This is a genomic window from Mesorhizobium sp. M0715 (assembly GCF_040320355.1).
Lineage (GTDB): Bacteria > Pseudomonadota > Alphaproteobacteria > Rhizobiales > Rhizobiaceae > Mesorhizobium.
This window is the reverse complement of sequence record NZ_JAMYPL010000020.1, coordinates 1-17,002: the sequence shown is the minus strand read 5'-3', so window position 1 is coordinate 17,002 and position 17,002 is coordinate 1. Positions and strand designations below refer to the sequence as shown.

General features: G+C 62.6%; 19 protein-coding genes, 1 tRNA gene and 1 pseudogene. 15 read left to right on the top strand and 6 right to left on the bottom strand.

The genetic code is table 11. From position 1 onward, the window contains the following. Positions 1-201: 201 nt before the first annotated feature. The 3 genes from msrA to NKI21_RS22130 all read right to left on the bottom strand — a co-directional run bounded on the left by msrA (position 202) and on the right by NKI21_RS22130 (position 2,304). Entirely contained in the window at positions 202-867 is a 666-nt protein-coding gene (gene msrA / locus NKI21_RS22140) for a peptide-methionine (S)-S-oxide reductase MsrA (protein WP_128303184.1), read from the bottom strand. Positions 868-968: 101 nt separating this feature from the next. Next, entirely contained in the window at positions 969-1,292 is a 324-nt protein-coding gene (locus tag NKI21_RS22135) for a hypothetical protein (protein ID WP_127290698.1), read from the bottom strand. A gap of 307 nt (positions 1,293-1,599) precedes the next feature. After that, complete coding sequence (locus tag NKI21_RS22130; protein WP_352867325.1) at positions 1,600-2,304, bottom strand: hypothetical protein; 705 nt, start codon at positions 2,302-2,304, stop codon at positions 1,600-1,602. Between the two features lie 359 nt (positions 2,305-2,663). On the opposite strand from NKI21_RS22130, the gene NKI21_RS22125 reads away from it, so the two are divergent. Together NKI21_RS22125 and NKI21_RS22120 are read left to right on the top strand one after the other, a co-directional pair. Next, positions 2,664-2,753, top strand: a tRNA-Ser gene (locus NKI21_RS22125). Beyond that, positions 2,705-3,151, top strand: a complete 447-nt coding sequence (locus NKI21_RS22120; RefSeq protein WP_128303255.1) for an alcohol dehydrogenase catalytic domain-containing protein — start codon at positions 2,705-2,707, stop codon at positions 3,149-3,151. The genes NKI21_RS22125 and NKI21_RS22120 overlap by 49 nt, the downstream gene beginning before the upstream one ends. Positions 3,152-3,364: 213 nt before the next feature. Here NKI21_RS22120 and NKI21_RS22115 read toward each other — a convergent pair whose 3' ends face one another. Continuing rightward, positions 3,365-4,255 carry a LysR family transcriptional regulator gene (locus NKI21_RS22115; RefSeq protein ID WP_128303181.1) on the bottom strand — a complete coding sequence of 297 codons (891 nt, stop codon included), beginning with the start codon at positions 4,253-4,255 and terminating at the stop codon, positions 3,365-3,367. 148 nt (positions 4,256-4,403) lie between these two features. On the opposite strand from NKI21_RS22115, the gene NKI21_RS22110 reads away from it, so the two are divergent. From NKI21_RS22110 to NKI21_RS22100, 3 genes and pseudogenes are all read left to right on the top strand, one after another. Then, entirely contained in the window at positions 4,404-4,787 is a 384-nt protein-coding gene (locus tag NKI21_RS22110; RefSeq protein WP_127290690.1) for a DUF1330 domain-containing protein, read from the top strand. Positions 4,788-4,892: 105 nt separating this feature from the next. After that, positions 4,893-5,735, top strand: coding sequence for an SDR family oxidoreductase (locus tag NKI21_RS22105; RefSeq protein WP_128303180.1), 843 nt, complete (start codon positions 4,893-4,895; stop codon positions 5,733-5,735). A 194-nt stretch (positions 5,736-5,929) separates the two neighbouring features. After that, positions 5,930-6,695 (top strand): annotated as a pseudogene (locus NKI21_RS22100) (IS5 family transposase). Here NKI21_RS22100 and NKI21_RS22095 read toward each other — a convergent pair. Then, positions 6,692-7,909 (bottom strand): NAD(P)/FAD-dependent oxidoreductase, encoded by a 1,218-nt coding sequence (locus NKI21_RS22095; protein ID WP_352440886.1) that lies wholly within the window; start codon positions 7,907-7,909, stop codon positions 6,692-6,694. The pseudogene NKI21_RS22100 and the gene NKI21_RS22095 overlap by 4 nt on opposite strands. A gap of 15 nt (positions 7,910-7,924) precedes the next feature. Further along, positions 7,925-8,689, bottom strand: a complete 765-nt coding sequence (locus tag NKI21_RS22090; RefSeq protein ID WP_128303178.1) for an HpcH/HpaI aldolase family protein — start codon at positions 8,687-8,689, stop codon at positions 7,925-7,927. 110 nt (positions 8,690-8,799) lie between these two features. Between NKI21_RS22090 and NKI21_RS22085 the strand changes: the two genes are divergently transcribed. The 10 genes from NKI21_RS22085 (at position 8,800) to NKI21_RS22040 (ending at position 16,920) form a co-directional block, all read left to right on the top strand. Then, positions 8,800-9,690 (top strand): 2-hydroxy-3-oxopropionate reductase, encoded by an 891-nt coding sequence (locus tag NKI21_RS22085; protein WP_023810161.1) that lies wholly within the window; start codon positions 8,800-8,802, stop codon positions 9,688-9,690. A 3-nt stretch (positions 9,691-9,693) separates the two neighbouring features. Further along, positions 9,694-10,506: a shikimate dehydrogenase family protein gene (locus tag NKI21_RS22080; RefSeq protein ID WP_127290682.1), complete on the top strand. Its 813-nt coding sequence runs from the start codon at positions 9,694-9,696 to the stop codon at positions 10,504-10,506. Then, a complete protein-coding gene (locus NKI21_RS22075; protein WP_128303177.1) occupies positions 10,499-11,305 on the top strand; it encodes an SDR family NAD(P)-dependent oxidoreductase in 807 nt (268 codons plus the stop codon). The genes NKI21_RS22080 and NKI21_RS22075 overlap by 8 nt, the downstream gene beginning before the upstream one ends. Positions 11,306-11,336: 31 nt before the next feature. Beyond that, positions 11,337-11,684, top strand: a complete 348-nt coding sequence (locus NKI21_RS22070) for a RidA family protein (protein WP_023810158.1) — start codon at positions 11,337-11,339, stop codon at positions 11,682-11,684. Positions 11,685-11,734: 50 nt separating this feature from the next. Next, positions 11,735-12,523, top strand: a complete 789-nt coding sequence (locus NKI21_RS22065) for a FadR/GntR family transcriptional regulator (protein WP_164761873.1) — start codon at positions 11,735-11,737, stop codon at positions 12,521-12,523. Between the two features lie 289 nt (positions 12,524-12,812). Further along, entirely contained in the window at positions 12,813-13,523 is a 711-nt protein-coding gene (locus NKI21_RS22060) for an SDR family oxidoreductase (protein ID WP_352793502.1), read from the top strand. Between the two features lie 11 nt (positions 13,524-13,534). Beyond that, complete coding sequence (locus tag NKI21_RS22055; RefSeq protein ID WP_127271850.1) at positions 13,535-14,284, top strand: SDR family NAD(P)-dependent oxidoreductase; 750 nt, start codon at positions 13,535-13,537, stop codon at positions 14,282-14,284. Between the two features lie 95 nt (positions 14,285-14,379). After that, positions 14,380-15,330: a LysR substrate-binding domain-containing protein gene (locus NKI21_RS22050; RefSeq protein ID WP_352867316.1), complete on the top strand. Its 951-nt coding sequence runs from the start codon at positions 14,380-14,382 to the stop codon at positions 15,328-15,330. A gap of 86 nt (positions 15,331-15,416) precedes the next feature. Then, positions 15,417-16,451 (top strand): amino acid ABC transporter substrate-binding protein, encoded by a 1,035-nt coding sequence (locus tag NKI21_RS22045; RefSeq protein WP_023810153.1) that lies wholly within the window; start codon positions 15,417-15,419, stop codon positions 16,449-16,451. A gap of 82 nt (positions 16,452-16,533) precedes the next feature. Further along, positions 16,534-16,920, top strand: a complete 387-nt coding sequence (locus tag NKI21_RS22040) for an ABC transporter permease family protein (RefSeq protein WP_352867313.1) — start codon at positions 16,534-16,536, stop codon at positions 16,918-16,920. Positions 16,921-17,002 lie beyond the last annotated feature (82 nt).

Below are 17,002 nucleotides of genomic sequence, written 5' to 3'. Positions count from 1 at the left end.
ACACCCTGTCGGTTATTTTTTCCGTTACGCGCCGCATGCCGGCCCGGTTCTCCGGCAGGCATACGACGTCAGCCAGGAGTGTACTCCCTCCCGCTCGGCGGCAATCTGGCATGGCCCGAAACAAAATTCACGCGGAATTTTGACCTTTTGGAAAAGCTTGGTGCGGGCAAGCCGCACCGCAGCTTGTCCTTGCGCCAAGTGTCAGGCGGAGGCGGCGGCAGGGATGGCGCAAGCGACGCCAGTGCCTTTGAGGTTGCACGTGCCGTAAGGATTCTTCGCCAGATATTGCTGGTGATCGGATTCTGCGAAGTAGAATTCGGCCGCCGGCGCGATCTCGGTGGTGATCCTGCCGTGGCCGGCACCGCGCAGCGAGGTCTCATACGCATCGCGCGAGGCGCTCGCCGCCGACAATTGCGCCTCGTCGCTCGTGTAGATCGCGGAGCGATAGGCGGTGCCGACATCATTGCCCTGGCGCATGCCCTGCGTGGGGTCGTGGCTTTCCCAGAACAGCTTCAGAAGCCCAGCATAGGAGACGATCTCGGGGTCATGGACCACCAGCACCACTTCGGCATGACCGGTAAGCCCGGTGCAGGTCTCCTGATAGGTCGGATTGGGGGTGAAGCCGCCGGCATAGCCAGCCGCGGTGACCCAGACGCCTTCGATCTGCCAGAACAGCCGCTCCGCACCCCAGAAGCAGCCCAGTCCGAACATCGCCGTCTCCAGCCTCTCGGGATAAGGACCCTTGAGCGATCTTTTCAAGACCTTGTGCCTGGATGCGGTCGGGATCGCCCTGGCGCGGCCCGGCAGGGCCTCGGAGGGCTTCGGCAGATTGAGCTTCTTATTCAGCATGTCGCTGAGAAAGAACATGCGCGGCTCCTCTCCGGGTGAAACATAAGATGCCGCATGACGGCGGCTTTGTTTGAGCATCGGATTTTCCAAAACCGGCAACCGCTTTTGGGTCCGATGCTCTAGGTGGCGGCGAACTGCCCAGCACGCGGTGGCCGCCTGTAGCCTATCGCATAGAGCAGGAAAGCCAGCACCGCGAACACGGCGAAGCCCGGCTGGTTCAGCACCCAGGCGATGGCGCCGTCCCACAGCAGCGGGCTGGCCTTGGTTCGGATGAAGGTTTCGAAGGCGGCCCGCGTGTCGGGGGAGACCGCCAGCCAACTGGTGTTGAGCGGGGTCAGCACCAGAACGGAGGCCGCCACGGTGCGTGTCGCGTCGAGCACCGCCATGATGACGGAAATCGACAGCGCGATCATTGCGGCAAGACGAAAGACGAAGCGAAACATCAGAACCCTCCTCCGGGCTGGTCCCTATCGAGGGGCCTTTCAGAGATAGAATGCGCATGGCTGGATCGCAATCGCCATACGCGAATTTGCAGGTTCCAAACTCAGGTCAACAGAAGGCCGGACGACAGCAGGCCGGGTGGCTTTTCATTGACATATGAGGGCAGCTATGCTAACAATTTCGGCATGGTGCTGACTTGCGCCGACGACCCGCCGCACAGGCGGGTTTTTGCGTTTGGTGCCTTGCAAACCGACGTGCCGGCGAAGTCTTTAAAGACCGGGTGAACCCGGATTCCTTGCTCTGCGCGAATTATACGGCCGGCTTCCTTTTGCCCCGATGGACAAGCCAGACGGCGAAAATGCCGCCGCCAACGGCGCCGATCACGAGGCCGGCCAGGCCGGTGAACACGGCAAAATAGCCGCAGGCGCCCTCGAAACAGCTCATCTCGGTGGCATCAGCGATCACCGAGCCGATGGCGAATCCGCCCACGGCGCCGATGACCGCGCCCAGGACGATGCCGAGCAGCGCGGCGATGACCGAGACGAAGGCCGATGGGCTTTCGGTTTCCGGATTGACATAAACGGCATCGGCTTCGGATCCACGGCGCAGCAGATAGATGCAGAGAACGCCGATGGCGATTTGAGCAGCCATGATGGCAAGCGCCTGGCCCGAAAAGACGAAATCCGAAATCGTCAGTGCACAGGCCTGCCAGGTCACCAGCCAGACGATTGTGGCGACCTGCCAGATGATGAACCGTCGCGGGAAGCGGGCCGAGCGGCCGAAGGCGAGGCCGAGCAGGTAAAGCCCCCACAGGATGGTGACGATATCGATGACGAGCCCGCCATAGATAAGGTAAAACACGCTGTCTGGCAGGCCGGTGGCGCCGACCGCGGGCCAGACGGAGATCAGGCCGTAGACCGACCACGCCATGACGAAGACAAGCCAGCCCACCGGCACGAAGGACAGCCCGCTGTCCGGCCGCCTGACTGGCGTCTGTCCATTGCTCGATGTCATGTCCGCACAATGCCCCCGCAAAGCCTCGGCACCCGACAGGCAACTCCGGGGGAAGTCAAGGGCGGCCGGCCCCGCGGTCCTGCCTGTGCACACCATTGCAGCGGCGGCGCCTGTAAAAACGGGCATGCCGGCCGCCTTGTGAAACACTGTGTGGCCGGCAAAGCGAATAGACTGCCGTTATGGCTTGGCATTCGGCGCCGGATCGACTAGATGAGCCCCGCGCCTGTTGCTTCGGCTCAGGTGCGGGGAAGGGCGTTCGCTGGTTGGCGGCGCCGGCGCGGATTTCCACGCCTCAGCCCCAAGGGAGGTGCATCTCCCCAACCCGCACGGCGAAACCGGCCGACGCGACATGCATGGACGGAGAGGTGGCCGAGTGGTTGAAGGCGCACGCCTGGAAAGTGTGTTTACGGGAGACCGTAACGCGGGTTCGAATCCCGCTCTCTCCGCCAATTTGCACCCCAGCCGGAGTTGCCTGGAGCCGGCGCCCAGGGCACACGGACCAAGGCAATCCTCGTCGAGCGCCACGGAGGACCCGAGGTTCTGCAGCTTGCGGAGATCGGCTTGGCGCCGCCATCGCGTGGCGAGGTCCAGATCCGTCACGCATTCATTGGGGTCAACTTCATCGACGTCTATTGCAGGGACCGGCTATTTCGACCTCCTGCAGCCGCCGGGCGTTCCGGGCATTGAAGCCGCCGGTCTCATCGTAGCGGTCGGCCCGGAGGTTTCAGGCTTTTCAGTCGGCGACCGCATTGCCTATGCATGCCCGCCGGTCGGCGCCTACTGGCGCAGGCTGCCGACGCTCATCGCGATCTCGAGGCCAGGAGGACAACCAGGGCGCTTGTGCTGAAGGTGTGATAGTGTTGCCCCGGTGCTGTCATATTCTGAACAGGGCCGAATACCGGAGAATGGCAGCAAAACGGTCGATCATCTCGCCCTAGGCCGTGAACTCATAAATTGGGGAGACCGGGATCGGTGGGAAACGGACGCCGACTTCCTGTACCGAGCTGCTTGGATAGGCGCCATGGTCGCCAAGGTCTGACGATCCTTATTTCAACCGTACTCAGTCGCGGTAGCGCAGCGTTTCCAGCACGAGTGCGAAAGCCGGCGAGGGTTGGCGCCGGCTTGGATAGTACAGGTGATATCCCGGCCGGAGTGGGCACCAGTCCTCAAGAACACGCACCAGGCGACCCTCTTCAAGGGGGGAGGTCACTAGGTCCTCGGGCAGGTAGGCGAGCCCGAATCCCTCAAGGCTGGCCTGACGGATCATCGCGAGGGTGTTGAACGCTGCGTGTCCTTGAACGCGCACCTTTAACTCCCGCCCCTCCTGGCGAAACTCCCACGGTGCGAGCCCGCCTGTGGGCAGTCGCAGGGGTATGCACGCGTGATCGGCAAGGTCTTCAGGCGTGACCGGACGGGAGCGGCTTACGAAGTATGAAGGCGCTGCCACAACCGCCATGCGGAAGTCTGGTCCGATGCGCGCCGAGATCATGTCCTTGTCCACCTGTTCGCCAAGCCGCACACCCGCGTCGAAGCGATCGGCCGCAATGTCTGCCAAGCCGTAGTCATGGATGATCTCGACCCTGATGTCGGGATAGTCGCGCATGAGCCCGACCATGGCAGGCCAGATGATAGTCTCGCCGGCATGCTCCACGGTGGTGATCCGGACTGTGCCGGCCGGCTTGTCGCGCAGGGCGCTGAGGGCGGCAATTTCGCTTGCGATCTCATCGAACTTGGGAGCGATGCTTCGGAACAGACGATCCCCCGCTTCGGTGAGCGAGACGCTGCGGGTCGTGCGGGTCAGCAGCCTAACGCCGAGGCGCTCTTCCAGCGTCCGGATCGAATAGCTCAGAGCCGACTGCGACACCCCGAGCTTGGCGGCCGCCTTGGTGAAGCTGCGCTCGCGGGCGACGGCGATGAAGGTCAGGAAGTCATCCAGACTGTCGCGACGCATTCATCAACCCCACTTCTAAGCCCATGCAGATTATACCATCTAATTGCATGCCGCTAAAGGAGCTAACTTCCTGACCTCAAGGCCAGACGGTCCGGAGCAACTCTCCGCGCAATGCCTACCGTCCAACTGGCCACCGAAGGAGAACAAAATGAAGAAGGTAATCGTGGGCGCGCTCGCCGCCCTCACCATGATCGTGAGCCCTGCCGCCTTTGCTCAGGAAGCGACGGGCGCCGTCCCCCGCGCCTACATGATCGGCAGCTATGACATCAAGGATAAGGCGGTGTTTCAGCAGTACATCGAAGCCGCCTCGCCGCTCGTCACCAAGTATGGCGGCCGGGTGATCGTCTACAACCCCAATGTCACTGCCATCGAAGGAAGCTCGAGATCGGTGATAGCCATCGCCGAGTTCCCGAGCCTTGCTGACGCCCAGCGCTACTACAACTCGCCGGAATACACGGCGGCCCGGCAGTTTTTCACCAAATCGACCGAAGGATTTCGCATCATCACCGAAGGCGCCGGCCTTCCGCAGTGACGCAGTCCGCTGGCGGATGGATACCGGCATGGGCGGCGTCAGCCCCTGCTGGCCATCGCGTCCGAATTCGAGGCCGAGCTGCGGCCTAGAGAACAGGAGCGCAATATGAGTGTTTGGTTCATTACCGGCGCAGGCCGGGGCCTCGGTCTGGATATCGCCAAGGCCGCATTGGCGGCGGGCCACAAGGTGGTGGCAACCGGCCGCAACACGGAAAAGGTCGCAAGGGCCGTCGGAAAGTCCGAGAACGTCCTTATCGTCAAGCTGGACGTGACGAGCGCGGCCGACGCCGAAGCCGCTGCCCAGGCAACGCTTGACCGGTTTGGCCGCATCGACGTGCTGGTCAACAATGCGGCGAGTTTCTTTGCCGGGTATTTCGAAGAGCTGACCGCCGAACAGATGCAACTGCAGCTCAGCACCAGCCTCGTCGGTCCCATGAACGTGACGCGGGCCTTTCTGCCAGCGATGCGCAAGCAGCGGTCCGGCAGGGTCATTTCGATCTCTTCGACGGCCGGGCTAATGGGCTTCGAGTTCTGCACGGCCTATTCAGCCTCGAAGTTCGGCCTCGACGGCTGGATGGAGGCGCTGCAGACCGAAGTCGTGCCGTTCGGCATCGAGACGATGATCGTGAACCCGGGCTTTTTCCGCACCGAGCTTCTCACGGAAGAGTCGACCAACTATGCCGCGCCTTCCGTCGAGGACTACAACGAACGGCGGACGGCGCAGATCGCTTTCTGGCGTTCTCAAAACGGCAAGCAAGGGGGTGACCCCGCAAAGCTTGCGCACGCACTGATCACGCTCGCGGCTGGGGACGTGCTGCCCCATCGTTTCCTTGCCGGTGCCGATGCCATTGCGACGGCAGAGCAGAAGATTGCCATTCTGCAGCAGCAGATCGATGCCTATCGCGAGCTCTCGAGTTCCCTCGCCATCGACGAGAATGGCCATAACTAAGCGACCCCTGCGGAACATCCGTACTTGCGGTGCTGGTGGCTGAACACCACTGGCACTGCAATTCCGAGGTGAAGACTTCGTGGCTGCGGCAGCCCCAAAACGGCCACCTGTGGATTGATCAAATACGTCCGCTAAGAGGTCGATTGTCGACTGGCGGCTCTCCTATTGCAGCGGAATCTGATTCCAGACTCTGCATGAGCCGATATGACCTGACCGACTCCGAATGGCACGTGATCGAGCCACTTTTGCCCAAAAGGCCACGAAGGGTGCCGCGTGTCGATGATCGGCGCGTGCTAAACGGCATCTTCTGGTGCTGCGATCCGGTGCGCCTTGGCGGGATCTACCAGAGCGGTATGGTCCACGCACCACCTGTTACAATCCCTTCGTCCGATGGCGGAAAGCAGGCGTGTGGGACCGCCTCATGGAGGCTATCATCAAAGTCCATGACGGCAAGGTGCAGATGATCGACACCTCTATTGCTCGCGTCCACCAGCAGGGCGCGACGGCAAAAAAGGGGGATCGAGATCATTGTCTCGGTCGTTCCCGAGGCGGGCTGACAACCAAAATCCATGCTCTTGTCGACGCCAAAGGCATGCCGATCAAATTGATGCTCACGGCAGGTCAGATGAGTGATATTGCCTCGGCAGCGGACCTGATCACGGATCTGCCGGAGGGTGCCATGCTACTCGCCGACAAGGGCTATGATGCCAACGCCTTGCGTAATGCGGTCAGCAAGCGAAAAGCATGGGCCAACATCCCGCCCAAGGCCAACCGCAAGGACCCAATCTGCTTCAGCCCCTTCTTGTATAAGGCCGCAACTTGGTTGAGCGCTTCTTCAACAAAGCCAAGCAGTTCCGCCGCATCGCAACCCGCTACGACAAGTTGGCTGAGAACTATCTTACCGCGCTCAAACTCGTCGCAATCCGCATCTGGCTACGCGGTAATGAGTCTACGTCCTAGATCACCGCTTCCTCGAGGAACGGCTCGTTGCGCTCTATGCGCTCGTAACAGAACGGCGACAGATCGAGCGTCTGGAAAGCCCCGTGAACGATGAGTTCTGAAACTCCCCGGCCCACGGCTGGCGACTGTTGCAGCCCGTGCCCCGAGAAGCCGTTGGCAAACATGAAATTGGTCACCTGCGGGTGGAAGCCGACGATGCCGTTGTGGTCGAGCATGTTGTACTCGTAGTGGCCGGTCCAACTGGTCTGGACCTTGAGGGCATCGAAGGCCGGGACGCGATGCCAGAGCGCCGGCCAGATATATTCGTCGAACTCTTCATACTGCATTTCGAAGTCGTCGTAGCCGGCCGGCCCGTCGCCCTGCGGGGTGTTGCCGGTGAGAAAAAGCTCGCCTTCCGGGCGCACGAATGTACCGGAAAGGTCGATGACGTTAGGCATCCGGCCAGGGATCGGATTGGCGCTGGCGAAGACGAAGCTGTAGCGCTTGTACGGCGCGACCGGGATCGACAGGCCGGCCATGGCTGCCACCTGTTGCGCGCGCGGACCCGCGGCGTTGACCAATGTTCCGCAGGCGATCGTCTGGCCGGTCGCGAGGCGCACTGAGATGACCCGCCCGTTGGCGATGCCAAGCTCCGTCACGGCATTATCGATATACTCGACACCGCTGGCGCGGGCGGCTCGGCGGAAACCGTTCATCAGCCCCATGGAATCGAACCAGCCCTCTTCCCGGGCCCCCCAGGAACCGCCGCCGAGATCATCCACGTTGAGCCAGGGAAAGCGATCCTTCAGCGGGCCCGGCTTGAGGAAGACAGTGTGAGCCCCGAGACTTCGCTGCAGGTCGACGCGCTCGCGGGCCGCTTCGACGCCGTCCGGGGAGCAGCAGTAGAGATAGCCGTGCTCACGAAAGCCGAGATCGGGCGCCGGCTCGTCCTTGTAGAAGGGTGCCATGCGCTCCTGGAAGGTGCGGATGATCTCGATGCCGAACTGGCTGATCTTCACATTGATCGGATTGGAATATTGCTGCCGGATCGCGCTGGTGGACAGCGCTGTCGATGAAAACTCGTAACTGCTATCGCGCTCGACCACGAGGATCGATGCACCGCTGCCCAGCGCCTGGCTCAGCCAGTAGGCCGTGGACGAGCCGACAACCGCTCCGCCGACGATGACGATGTCGTAGGCGTTGCGCGATGGCGCTTTGTAAGGCGGGATCGCCATGGCTCCGACTCCAAGCTACTGGTTGAACAAAGCGATCAGGGCATCCGAGCCCCGCGCAAGAAGGCCAAGGTCCGAACCGACGGCAACCATGGTGAAGCCTTCGGCAAGGTAGCGGTCGGCATCGGCCCTCGCCGGCGCCAGGATGCCGCTTGCCTTGCCTGCCGCCGTTGCGGCCTGACGCACGGACGAGATTGCCTCCTGGACATGTGCCGCGCCGGGATTGCCCATCGCGCCCATATTGGTGGAAAGATCGCCGGGACCGACGAAGAGAACGTCGACGCCGTCGACCGCCGCGATCTCGGCGGCATTCGCCACGCCCAATTCATCCTCAATCTGCACGGCGAGAAGCTGCTGCTCACGCGCCTTGGCGTGGTAGCCGGCGATGCGGCCGAAGGCGTTGGCGCGGTGACCGACCGAGAAGCCGCGAAATCCGCCGGGCGCATAGGTCATTGCCGCGACGATGGCGCGGGCCTGATCGGCGGTCCGTACATTGGGGATCATCAGGCTGCGTGCGCCGATATCCAGCGCCTGCTTGATCAGATTGGGATCGTCGGAGGGCAGCCTGACGACAGCCTCGCTGTCGAAGCCGCCCATCACCTGAAGCTGCGCCATGATGCTGCGCAGATGGTTGGGGCTGTGCTCGCCGTCGATCAGCACCCAATCGGCTCCGGAGCCGGCGACGATCTCCGTGGTGAGCGCCGAAGCCAGCGAGCACCAGATGCCGATGTGAGCCTGGCCAGCCGCTGTGGCAGCTTTCAGCGTGTTGAGGCGTTCTTGCATCTTGCGATCATCTCCAATCATCTGGACTGAAATTTGTATGATGTCCTATATCATATGGCTACAAAACGGTGCAAGATGGGATGTGCGGACTTTCGAATGGGAGCTGGAGAATGAGGATCGGGTTCATCGGGCTTGGCGTCATGGGAGCACCGATGGCGCGCCACCTGGCCGATGCCGGGCATGAGATCGTCACCGTTCTCAATCGCTCCCCTCTACCGCAGGGCCTGACCGCATCGGTCGTCGCGTCCGCCGCCGAAGTGGCACGGCGGTCCGAGATCATCATCACCATGCTGCCCGACACGCCTGACGTCGAACGCGTCCTGTTGGGCGAGGACGGCGTCCTGGAAGGACTGTCAGCCGGCAAGCTGGTCGTCGACATGAGCTCGATCAGCCCCATCGCCACGGCGGCGTTCGCGGCGAAACTGCGAGAGAAGGGAGCCGGCTACCTCGACGCCCCGGTCTCGGGCGGCGAGGTCGGCGCCAAGGCGGCAAGCCTCACCATCATGGTCGGCGGCCCGGCCGCCGAGTTCGAGCGGGCGCTGCCGATCTTTGAGACACTCGGCAAGAACGTCACTTCGATCGGCGAGCAGAATGGCGCCGGGCAGACCTGCAAGATCGCCAACCAGATCATCGTCGCGCTCAACATCGAGGCCGTGGCCGAAGCGCTTGTCTTCGCCAGCAAGGCCGGGTGCGACCCGACGAAGGTGCGCGGCGCCCTGATGGGTGGCTTCGCCGCTTCACGCGTCCTGGAAGTGCATGGCCAGCGCATGATCGACCGGACCTTCGCCCCAGGCTTCCGCATCAAGCTCCACCAGAAGGATCTCAACCTGGCGCTTGACAGTGCCCGCGTCCTTGGCGTGGCGCTGCCGAACACCGCCATGGCGCAGCAACTGATGAATGCCTGTTCAGGCCATCCAGGTGGCGCCGAGGCCGATCACTCGTCTCTCGTCCGGGCGCTGGAGATCCTGAGCGGCCACGAACTGTCAAAAGAAAAGGAGTAACCGATGCGCGGAACCGGCAAGGCCGAGATCTTCGTGATGCTGGCCCATCCCGTGGCCCATGCCAAGAGCCCCGGCATATTCAACGAGATCTTCGAGCAGAAGGGCCTCGACAGCCTCATGGTGCCCTTGAGCTGCCGCCCGGAGGATTTCGAGACCTTCTGGGCCGGCATCACGGCAGCCGAGAATATCAGGGGCGTGATCATTTCGGTGCCGTACAAGGTTGCCGTCTACCACAAATGCTCCGCCGCCCATGACCGCGCCGCGCGGGTTGAAAGCGCCAACTCGGTGCGACGGCTGCCGGATGGCAGCTGGTATGCCGACAATTTCGACGGCGTCGGCTTCATCGATGCGCTCAAGGCAAACGGACATCAGATCGCCGGCCGCCGCATTCTTCAAGTCGGTGCCGGTGGCGCCGGTGCCTCGCTAGCCTATTGTCTCGCGGAAGCCGGCGCCGACGAAATCCGCCTTACCGACATCGATACGGCGCGTGCCGGGAAACTGGCGGCGCTGGTTGGCCGCGCGTTCCCGAAATGCCGCATCCAGGTCGGAGAGGCCGAGCCTTCCGGCATGCATATGGCGATCAACGCCACACCTGTCGGCATGCATGCCGGCGATCCGCTGCCGCTTGACGTCAGCCGGCTGACCCCGGATATGACGGTCGTGGACATTATCATGGAGCCTGCGGAAACCGCTCTGCTGCGGGCGGCCAAGGGGGTCGGCTGCCGCGTTCAACCGGGACGCCCGATGATGGATTTCCAGGTCCGGGCGATGTCCGAATTCTTCGACATCGAAGGCAAGGACCGTGGCCATGGCTGAGACACCGACTGCCGTCGTCATCGGCGGCACGTCCGGCATCGGACGCGCTATCGCGCAGCGCTTCGCCGAAGACGGTTATCATGTGGTCGTCTCCGGCCGGGATGCGACGAGGGGCAATGAGGCGGCCGGCTCCTGCCAGGCGGCAGGCGCGCCGCGTGCGCTGTTTGTCCAGACAGATGTCGCAGATAGCGGCTCAGTCGAGGCTCTGGCACGGATTGTCAGCGACGGGTTCGGCACGCCTCACGTCGTCGTCAACTGCGCCGGCATCTTGCAGAGCGGCAAGTACGTCCTTGATCAGGATCTGGACGAGGACGAGAAGATGTGGCGGGTGAATTATCGCGGCACGCTGTTGGGGTGCCAGGTGTTTGGCCGGCTGATGTCGGCCGCCCGGCGAGGCGCGATCCTGAATGTCGGCTCGCTCGCCTCTTTCGCGCCGCTGTCGCTGCCGGCCTACACGCCGGGAAAGCATGCGGTCCTGGCCCTGACCCAGATCCTCGCCGCCGAACTCGGCCCGCATGGCGTTCGCGTCAATGCGGTCGCGCCCGGCTATACACTTTCCGATGGTTTGAAGACCAAGATCGCCAAGGGTGAACGCAACCCCGAAGCCATACAGGCCACCACGGCACTGCGACGCTTCGTCGAGCCGCGCGATGTCGCCGAGGCGGCATTGTTCCTCTGCTCGGAGCGCGCCGCTTCGATTACCGGCGTCACCTTGCCGGTCGACGCCGGCTGGCTGGTTCAGGCGCCTTACGCACAATATCTGCAGGGAAATCCCATCCGGCAAACGCCGGCTATCTGACAAGGATAATCCAGTGAGCAATATCCGGCCAGTGAGCGACATCCAGCGCTTCGACTTCGATACCCGCATCCACCACGGCGTCATCCATAACGGCACGCTCTACCTCACCGGCCAGGTCGCGAGGCCCGGCCAGTCCGCGGCCGACCAGATGCGCGAGGTGCTCGGCAAGATCGATGCGCTGCTTGGCAAGGCGGGCACGGACAAGACCCGCATCCTTCATGTGCAGATGTGGCTGGACGACATCAGGGATTTCGACGAAGTCAACGCGGTGTGGGACGCCTGGATGCCCGGGGAGCACGCACCGGCGCGCTCATCGGGCGAAGGACGGATGGCGAAGCCCGGAATGCTGGTCGAACTGATCGTCACCGCGGCGGTTTGAATGGTCCTGCCGGTTCGGGCATCATCCCGAATCTGGCGAGAGGGAGACTGATGACGAAGCGCAAGCCGCTTTCCACCGTCGTGGCGGAGAGCCTGTCCGAGAAGATCCGTTCCGGACAGCTGCTGCCCGGCGCGCAATTGCCGACAGAGGCGGAGCTTTGCGCCGAGTACGATGTCAGCCGCACGGTGGTGCGGGAAGCTGTGGCGCGACTACGTTCCGAAGGCCTGGTGGTGCCGCAGCAGGGGCGCGGCATGTTCGTCAGCGAGACGCCGGCGCCGCGCAACTTCTCGATACCGGACGAAGCGCTCAGGACCTTGCCGGAAACCATTGCGCTGCTCGAGCTGAGGTTGAGCGTCGAGGTGGAGTCGGCGGGATTGTGCGCGGAACGGCGCACCGATGCGGAAGCCAGCGCGATCCGCACCTTGATGGAACAGGTCGACGCCCAGCAGGCCGATCCCGCCGTCGTCCAGATCCACTACGACTATGATTTCCACCTGGCGATCGCCAAGGCGGCACGAAATGAATTCATCCACGGTTTCCTAAGCTATCTCGGGCCGATGATCGTGCCGCGCTTCCAGCTCGGCTATCTGGTCACGCCCGAACTCAAGGACAGCTACTACGCGCGCATACACAGCGAACATAAGACAATCGTCGACGCCATCGAAAGGCAGGATGGCCGCGCCGCCCGCCAAGCCATGCGCAAGCACCTGCACAACAGCCTCGGGCGGGTGCGCGCCCTGGCCCGAGCCTCTGGCGTGGAGGCAATCGAAGCCGAGCAGAAGGCGGCGGCGGCCTCACTTTTCACCGACATGAAAAGGCCTGTCTCGACAGGCGGGTGAGGCCTCGCGAATTCGATCGCATCGGCGCGCCTGGGCCGAAAATTAGACATCCGTTGCGAAAGCCGTGTTTTTTGTTCCGTCACCGGCTGCGCGGGTTTCCCAAGGGCTGAAGGCGCCAGCTTGCCAGCGTTTCCCTGGGTTTTCGGCTGCTGCGGTTATACGAGCACCCCAAGGAGGTTTGGAGGCGTTCGAAGTTTTCGAAAGTTTATCTTTCCTTTTTGCTGGTTTTCTTGGTTTCGCGGCATCGGCCCGGGCCGCAAACTGAAAACAGACAATCAGGAAAGCCCACGTGACGACAGCCTTCATCACCGGTGCGACGAGCGGCATAGGGCGGGCCATAGCGATCGCGCTGAGCGACGCCGGCTACGACGTCTATGCGGTCGGGCGCAGCCAGGCCGCGCTCAAGGAGCTGCAGGCACAGCGGTCCGGCATCGTGCCGATTGCCGTCGACGTCACCGACCGCGAGGCCCTGGAAGCGGCCCTGGCGGATCTCACCATCGACGTGCTGATCAACAATGCCGGGGTCATGCCGCCGCTCGGCAACTTCGCCGATATGAAGATCGCTGACATCGACACCACGCTCGAGGTGAACCTCAGCGCGGCAATCCTGCTCACGCGCCTCGTCGTCCCGCAAATGCGCGAGCGGCAGTCCGGGCATATATTGTTCACCGGCTCCACAGCGGGCCACGCGGCATACTCCAACATTGCCGTCTATTCAGCGACCAAGGCGGCGATATCAGGCTTTGCAGCAGCGCTGCGCGCCGACCTCTCCCCATCAGGCGTACGCGTCACCGAGATCGTTGCCGGCCGTGTCGAGACGCAGCTCTACCAGGACATCCTCGACGCCAACGCGCGCGCAGCCATGTACGCCAGCAAAGTGGTGCAACCGGATGACGTGGCCAGGATGGTCGTCGCTGTGCTTGGGCTCCCCGCATGGGCCGACGTTACCCGTTTCGACATCATGCCGACTTGGCCAACCTCGCCAAGCGGTACCAAGTAAGGAAAACCGGGATGAAAGATCTTTCCGTTCTGATCGTTGGCGGTGGTGCCGGCCTCGGTGCCCTCTTAGCCGAGATGGCTGTCGAGGCCGGGGCGGCAAAGATCGGCATCATCGACATCAACCAGGAAGCCGCCGAGTCCGCGCTGGCGACCGCGAAGGCCAGCGGACTGCCTACCGCGACCGCCCTTTGCGACATCCAGGTAGGCCCACAGTGCCACGCCGCATTCGAGGCGATCGTTTCGAAACTCGGGCGCGTCGACACGCTGATCAATTGTGCCGCGATCTACCCTCGCCGCCCGCTCCTCGAAATCACCGACGCCGACTGGGATGCCTCCAACGGCATCAACATCAAGGGCACCTACCACATGATGGTGGCGGCGGTTCGCCACATGCAATCGCAGGAGCCGAAGAGCCACGTCCGCGGGCGGATCGTGAACCTGACCTCGGTCGACGCCTTCAAGGCGCATCCGCAGAACGCTCATTATGCGGCGACCAAGGCCGCCGTCGTCAGCCTTACCCGATCCTTTGCCCATCACGTGGCGAAGGACGGCATTCTGGTGAATTCGGTGGCGCCGGCCGGCATGGCGACGGAGAAGGCAAAAGCGCTCGGCTTCCTGGAGGAACTGGCCAAGGCGAGCCCGCTCGGCCGCGGTGCCGAGCCAAAGGAAATTGCCGAATGGGTGCTGATGACGGGCAGCCCCAAGAACACTTACATGACCGGTGAAAACGTAATTGTTTCAGGTGGTTACATATACGCCTGAGCCTCTTTCGCCGCAGGCGACTGAACTCTGGCAGTGCATGACCGAGGCAGTGCATGACCGACCGGCCACAAGCAGGGAAAGGAACGGGATTTTCGATGACCGGCAAGCTGCGCCTTCCCTCGCTGAATGCTCTGCGCGTGTTCCACGCGGTCGCGCAGCACAAGAGCTTTCGGCAGGCGGCGGATGAATTGCTGGTCACGCCGCAGGCCGTCGGACAGCAGATCAAGCTTCTGGAGGATACGCTCCAGGTAACGCTGTTCGAGCGTAAGGGCCGGTCGATCGAACTGACCGAGTCGGCCATTCTTCTGTCGCACTATGTCAAGGCCGGCTTCAACGAGTTTGCCGAAGGCGTTCGCCGCGTCACCAAGTCGAACTATCGGGACCGCATCAACCTGAATGCGAGCCCATACTTCGCCACGCACTATCTCCTGCCGCGGCTTTCGTTGTTCCGGGAAATCTTGCCGGGCGCGGATCTGCGCCTGACGACGATGGTCGACCTGCCCGATTTCGGGCGCGACGATATCGATATGACGGTCCAGTGGGGCTACGGCAACTGGTCCGGCTATGAAACCACGTTGCTGGTGCCGGATCCGAAGATCATCTGCTGCACGCCGGCGATCGGCGAAAGGATCAAGTCGGCGCATGATCTGACACAGTTCACGTTGCTCGACACCGTCAAGTCGAAGCGTCTGTGGCCGGACATATTGCGCCACCTTGGCGTGGAACTGACGGATGGCGACCGCAGCATCAGCTTCGACGACGCCGCGACCATGCGCCGGGCGACCTTGCAAGGCATAGGTGTGGGCTTGGTTTCCGTCATCGATGCCGAGGAAGATTTCCGGGCGGGCACGCTGGTCGCGCCGATCGGCCGCGATGCCATTGCCGATATGAAGCCGGAGGAAGTCCCGGGCTTCTATCTTGTCGTCCCGCGCGGACATCTGCGTGTGAAGGCGGTCGCCGCACTTCACCGATGGCTGGCTCAGCAGGACTGGCGCGGCGACCTCACGATTTCCTCGTTACCGAAACCGGCCCCGCTTTCCGACTAGAAGCGGCTTCGAGACCGAGGCCTGAAAGACGCTTTTCGGGCCTCCAACAACAAGAAACCAAACAACCTCAACAGTGGAGACGGAACATGAAAATGATGAAATGGGGGGCTTCGGCCCTGGCCCTTGGCCTCGTACATTTTGCGGCGCCGGCGGAAGCCGCCGGCGGCAAGACGCTCGAAACCGTCAAGGCACGCGGCATGCTGAACTGCACCGGCCATGACGGCTCCTATCTCGGCTTCGCCGAGGTGGACGACAAGGGCAACTGGAAGGGCATGGACATCGATCTCTGCAAGGCGGTAGCCGCGGCCGTGTTCGGCGACCCGGCGAAGCTGAAGGTCGTTCCGATCAGCTGGGCCCAGCGCTGGCCGGCCTTGCAGTCCGGCGATGTCGACATCATCATCAAGGCCTCGGGCGGCACGCTCAGCCGCGACACCGAACTTGGGCTGCAGTTCTCCATGTCCTACTATCTCGGGACCACCAAGGTGATGGCGCACAAGGAGCTGAACCTCAAGTCGCTCAAGGATGCCGCAGGCGGCACGATCTGCATTCCCGCCGGCACCTCGCAGGAACAGCAGGTCGCTGCCTATACGGCCAAGCTCGGCATCAAGCTCGAACCGGTGCTCATCGAGAAGACCGAGGAGCTCGAGCAGGCCTATTTCTCGGGACGCTGCGATCTTTATGCGCAGTGGGGTCCGACACTGGCCATTGCGCGCATCGCCAAGAGCAAGGTCGACGACCACGTCATCCTGCCCGACGTGCTCGCCGTCGAGCCTGAAGTCATGATCATGCGGCAAGGCGACGACAACTGGGTCGACATCGCCAACTGGACGCTGAGCACGCTGATCTTTGCCGAGCAGGAAGGTATCACCTCGAAGAACGTCGACGAGATAAAGGCCAAGCCGACCTCACCGCAGGTCGCCAAATTCCTCGGCGTCACGCCAGGCATGGGCAAAGGTCTCGGGCTCTCCGACGACTGGGCCTACAAGGTGATCAAGAACGTCGGCAACTACGGCGAAATCTTCGATCGCGATCTCGGCAAGGACTCGCCCTACAAGATGGATCGCGAACTGACCAATTTGTGGAACAATGGCGGTGTCCTGTTCCCGCTGGTTGTCGATTGATCCGTTCTGAACGCATCCCACTCCAGGTCCCGCCCGGCTCCCACCGGGCGGGACCGCGCGGCAATTCGGGAAGGATTTCTGAATGGTCAGCCTGCTGAGAAATCAAAAAGTCCGCAACGCACTGTTGCAGGTCCTGTATGTCGGCTCGATCGCCGCGATGGTGCTTGCCGGCATTGCGATCGCCAGACAGAACCTGGCGGCGCAGGGGATCACCTCCGGATTCGACTTCCTGTTCAAGTCGACGGGCTGGGACCTGAACTTCTCGCTGCTGCCCGCCACGGCGAACGATCCTTATTGGTGGTACTTCCTCATCGGGATCATCAATACGCTGTTTCTGGGAACCGTCGGCCTGACGCTGGCGACGATCGTGGGAACGATCGTCGGCCTGGCGCGGACATCCTCGAACGAATTGGCCCGGCTGCTCGGCCGCACCTATGTGGACATCTTCCGAAACATCCCGCTGATCTGAACTGACCCCTTAAAGTTGGACGGTTTAAGGTGCCGGCAGATTTAAGGGCTGGGTTCTGTATTGCACAGGGCTCAGCCCTTTC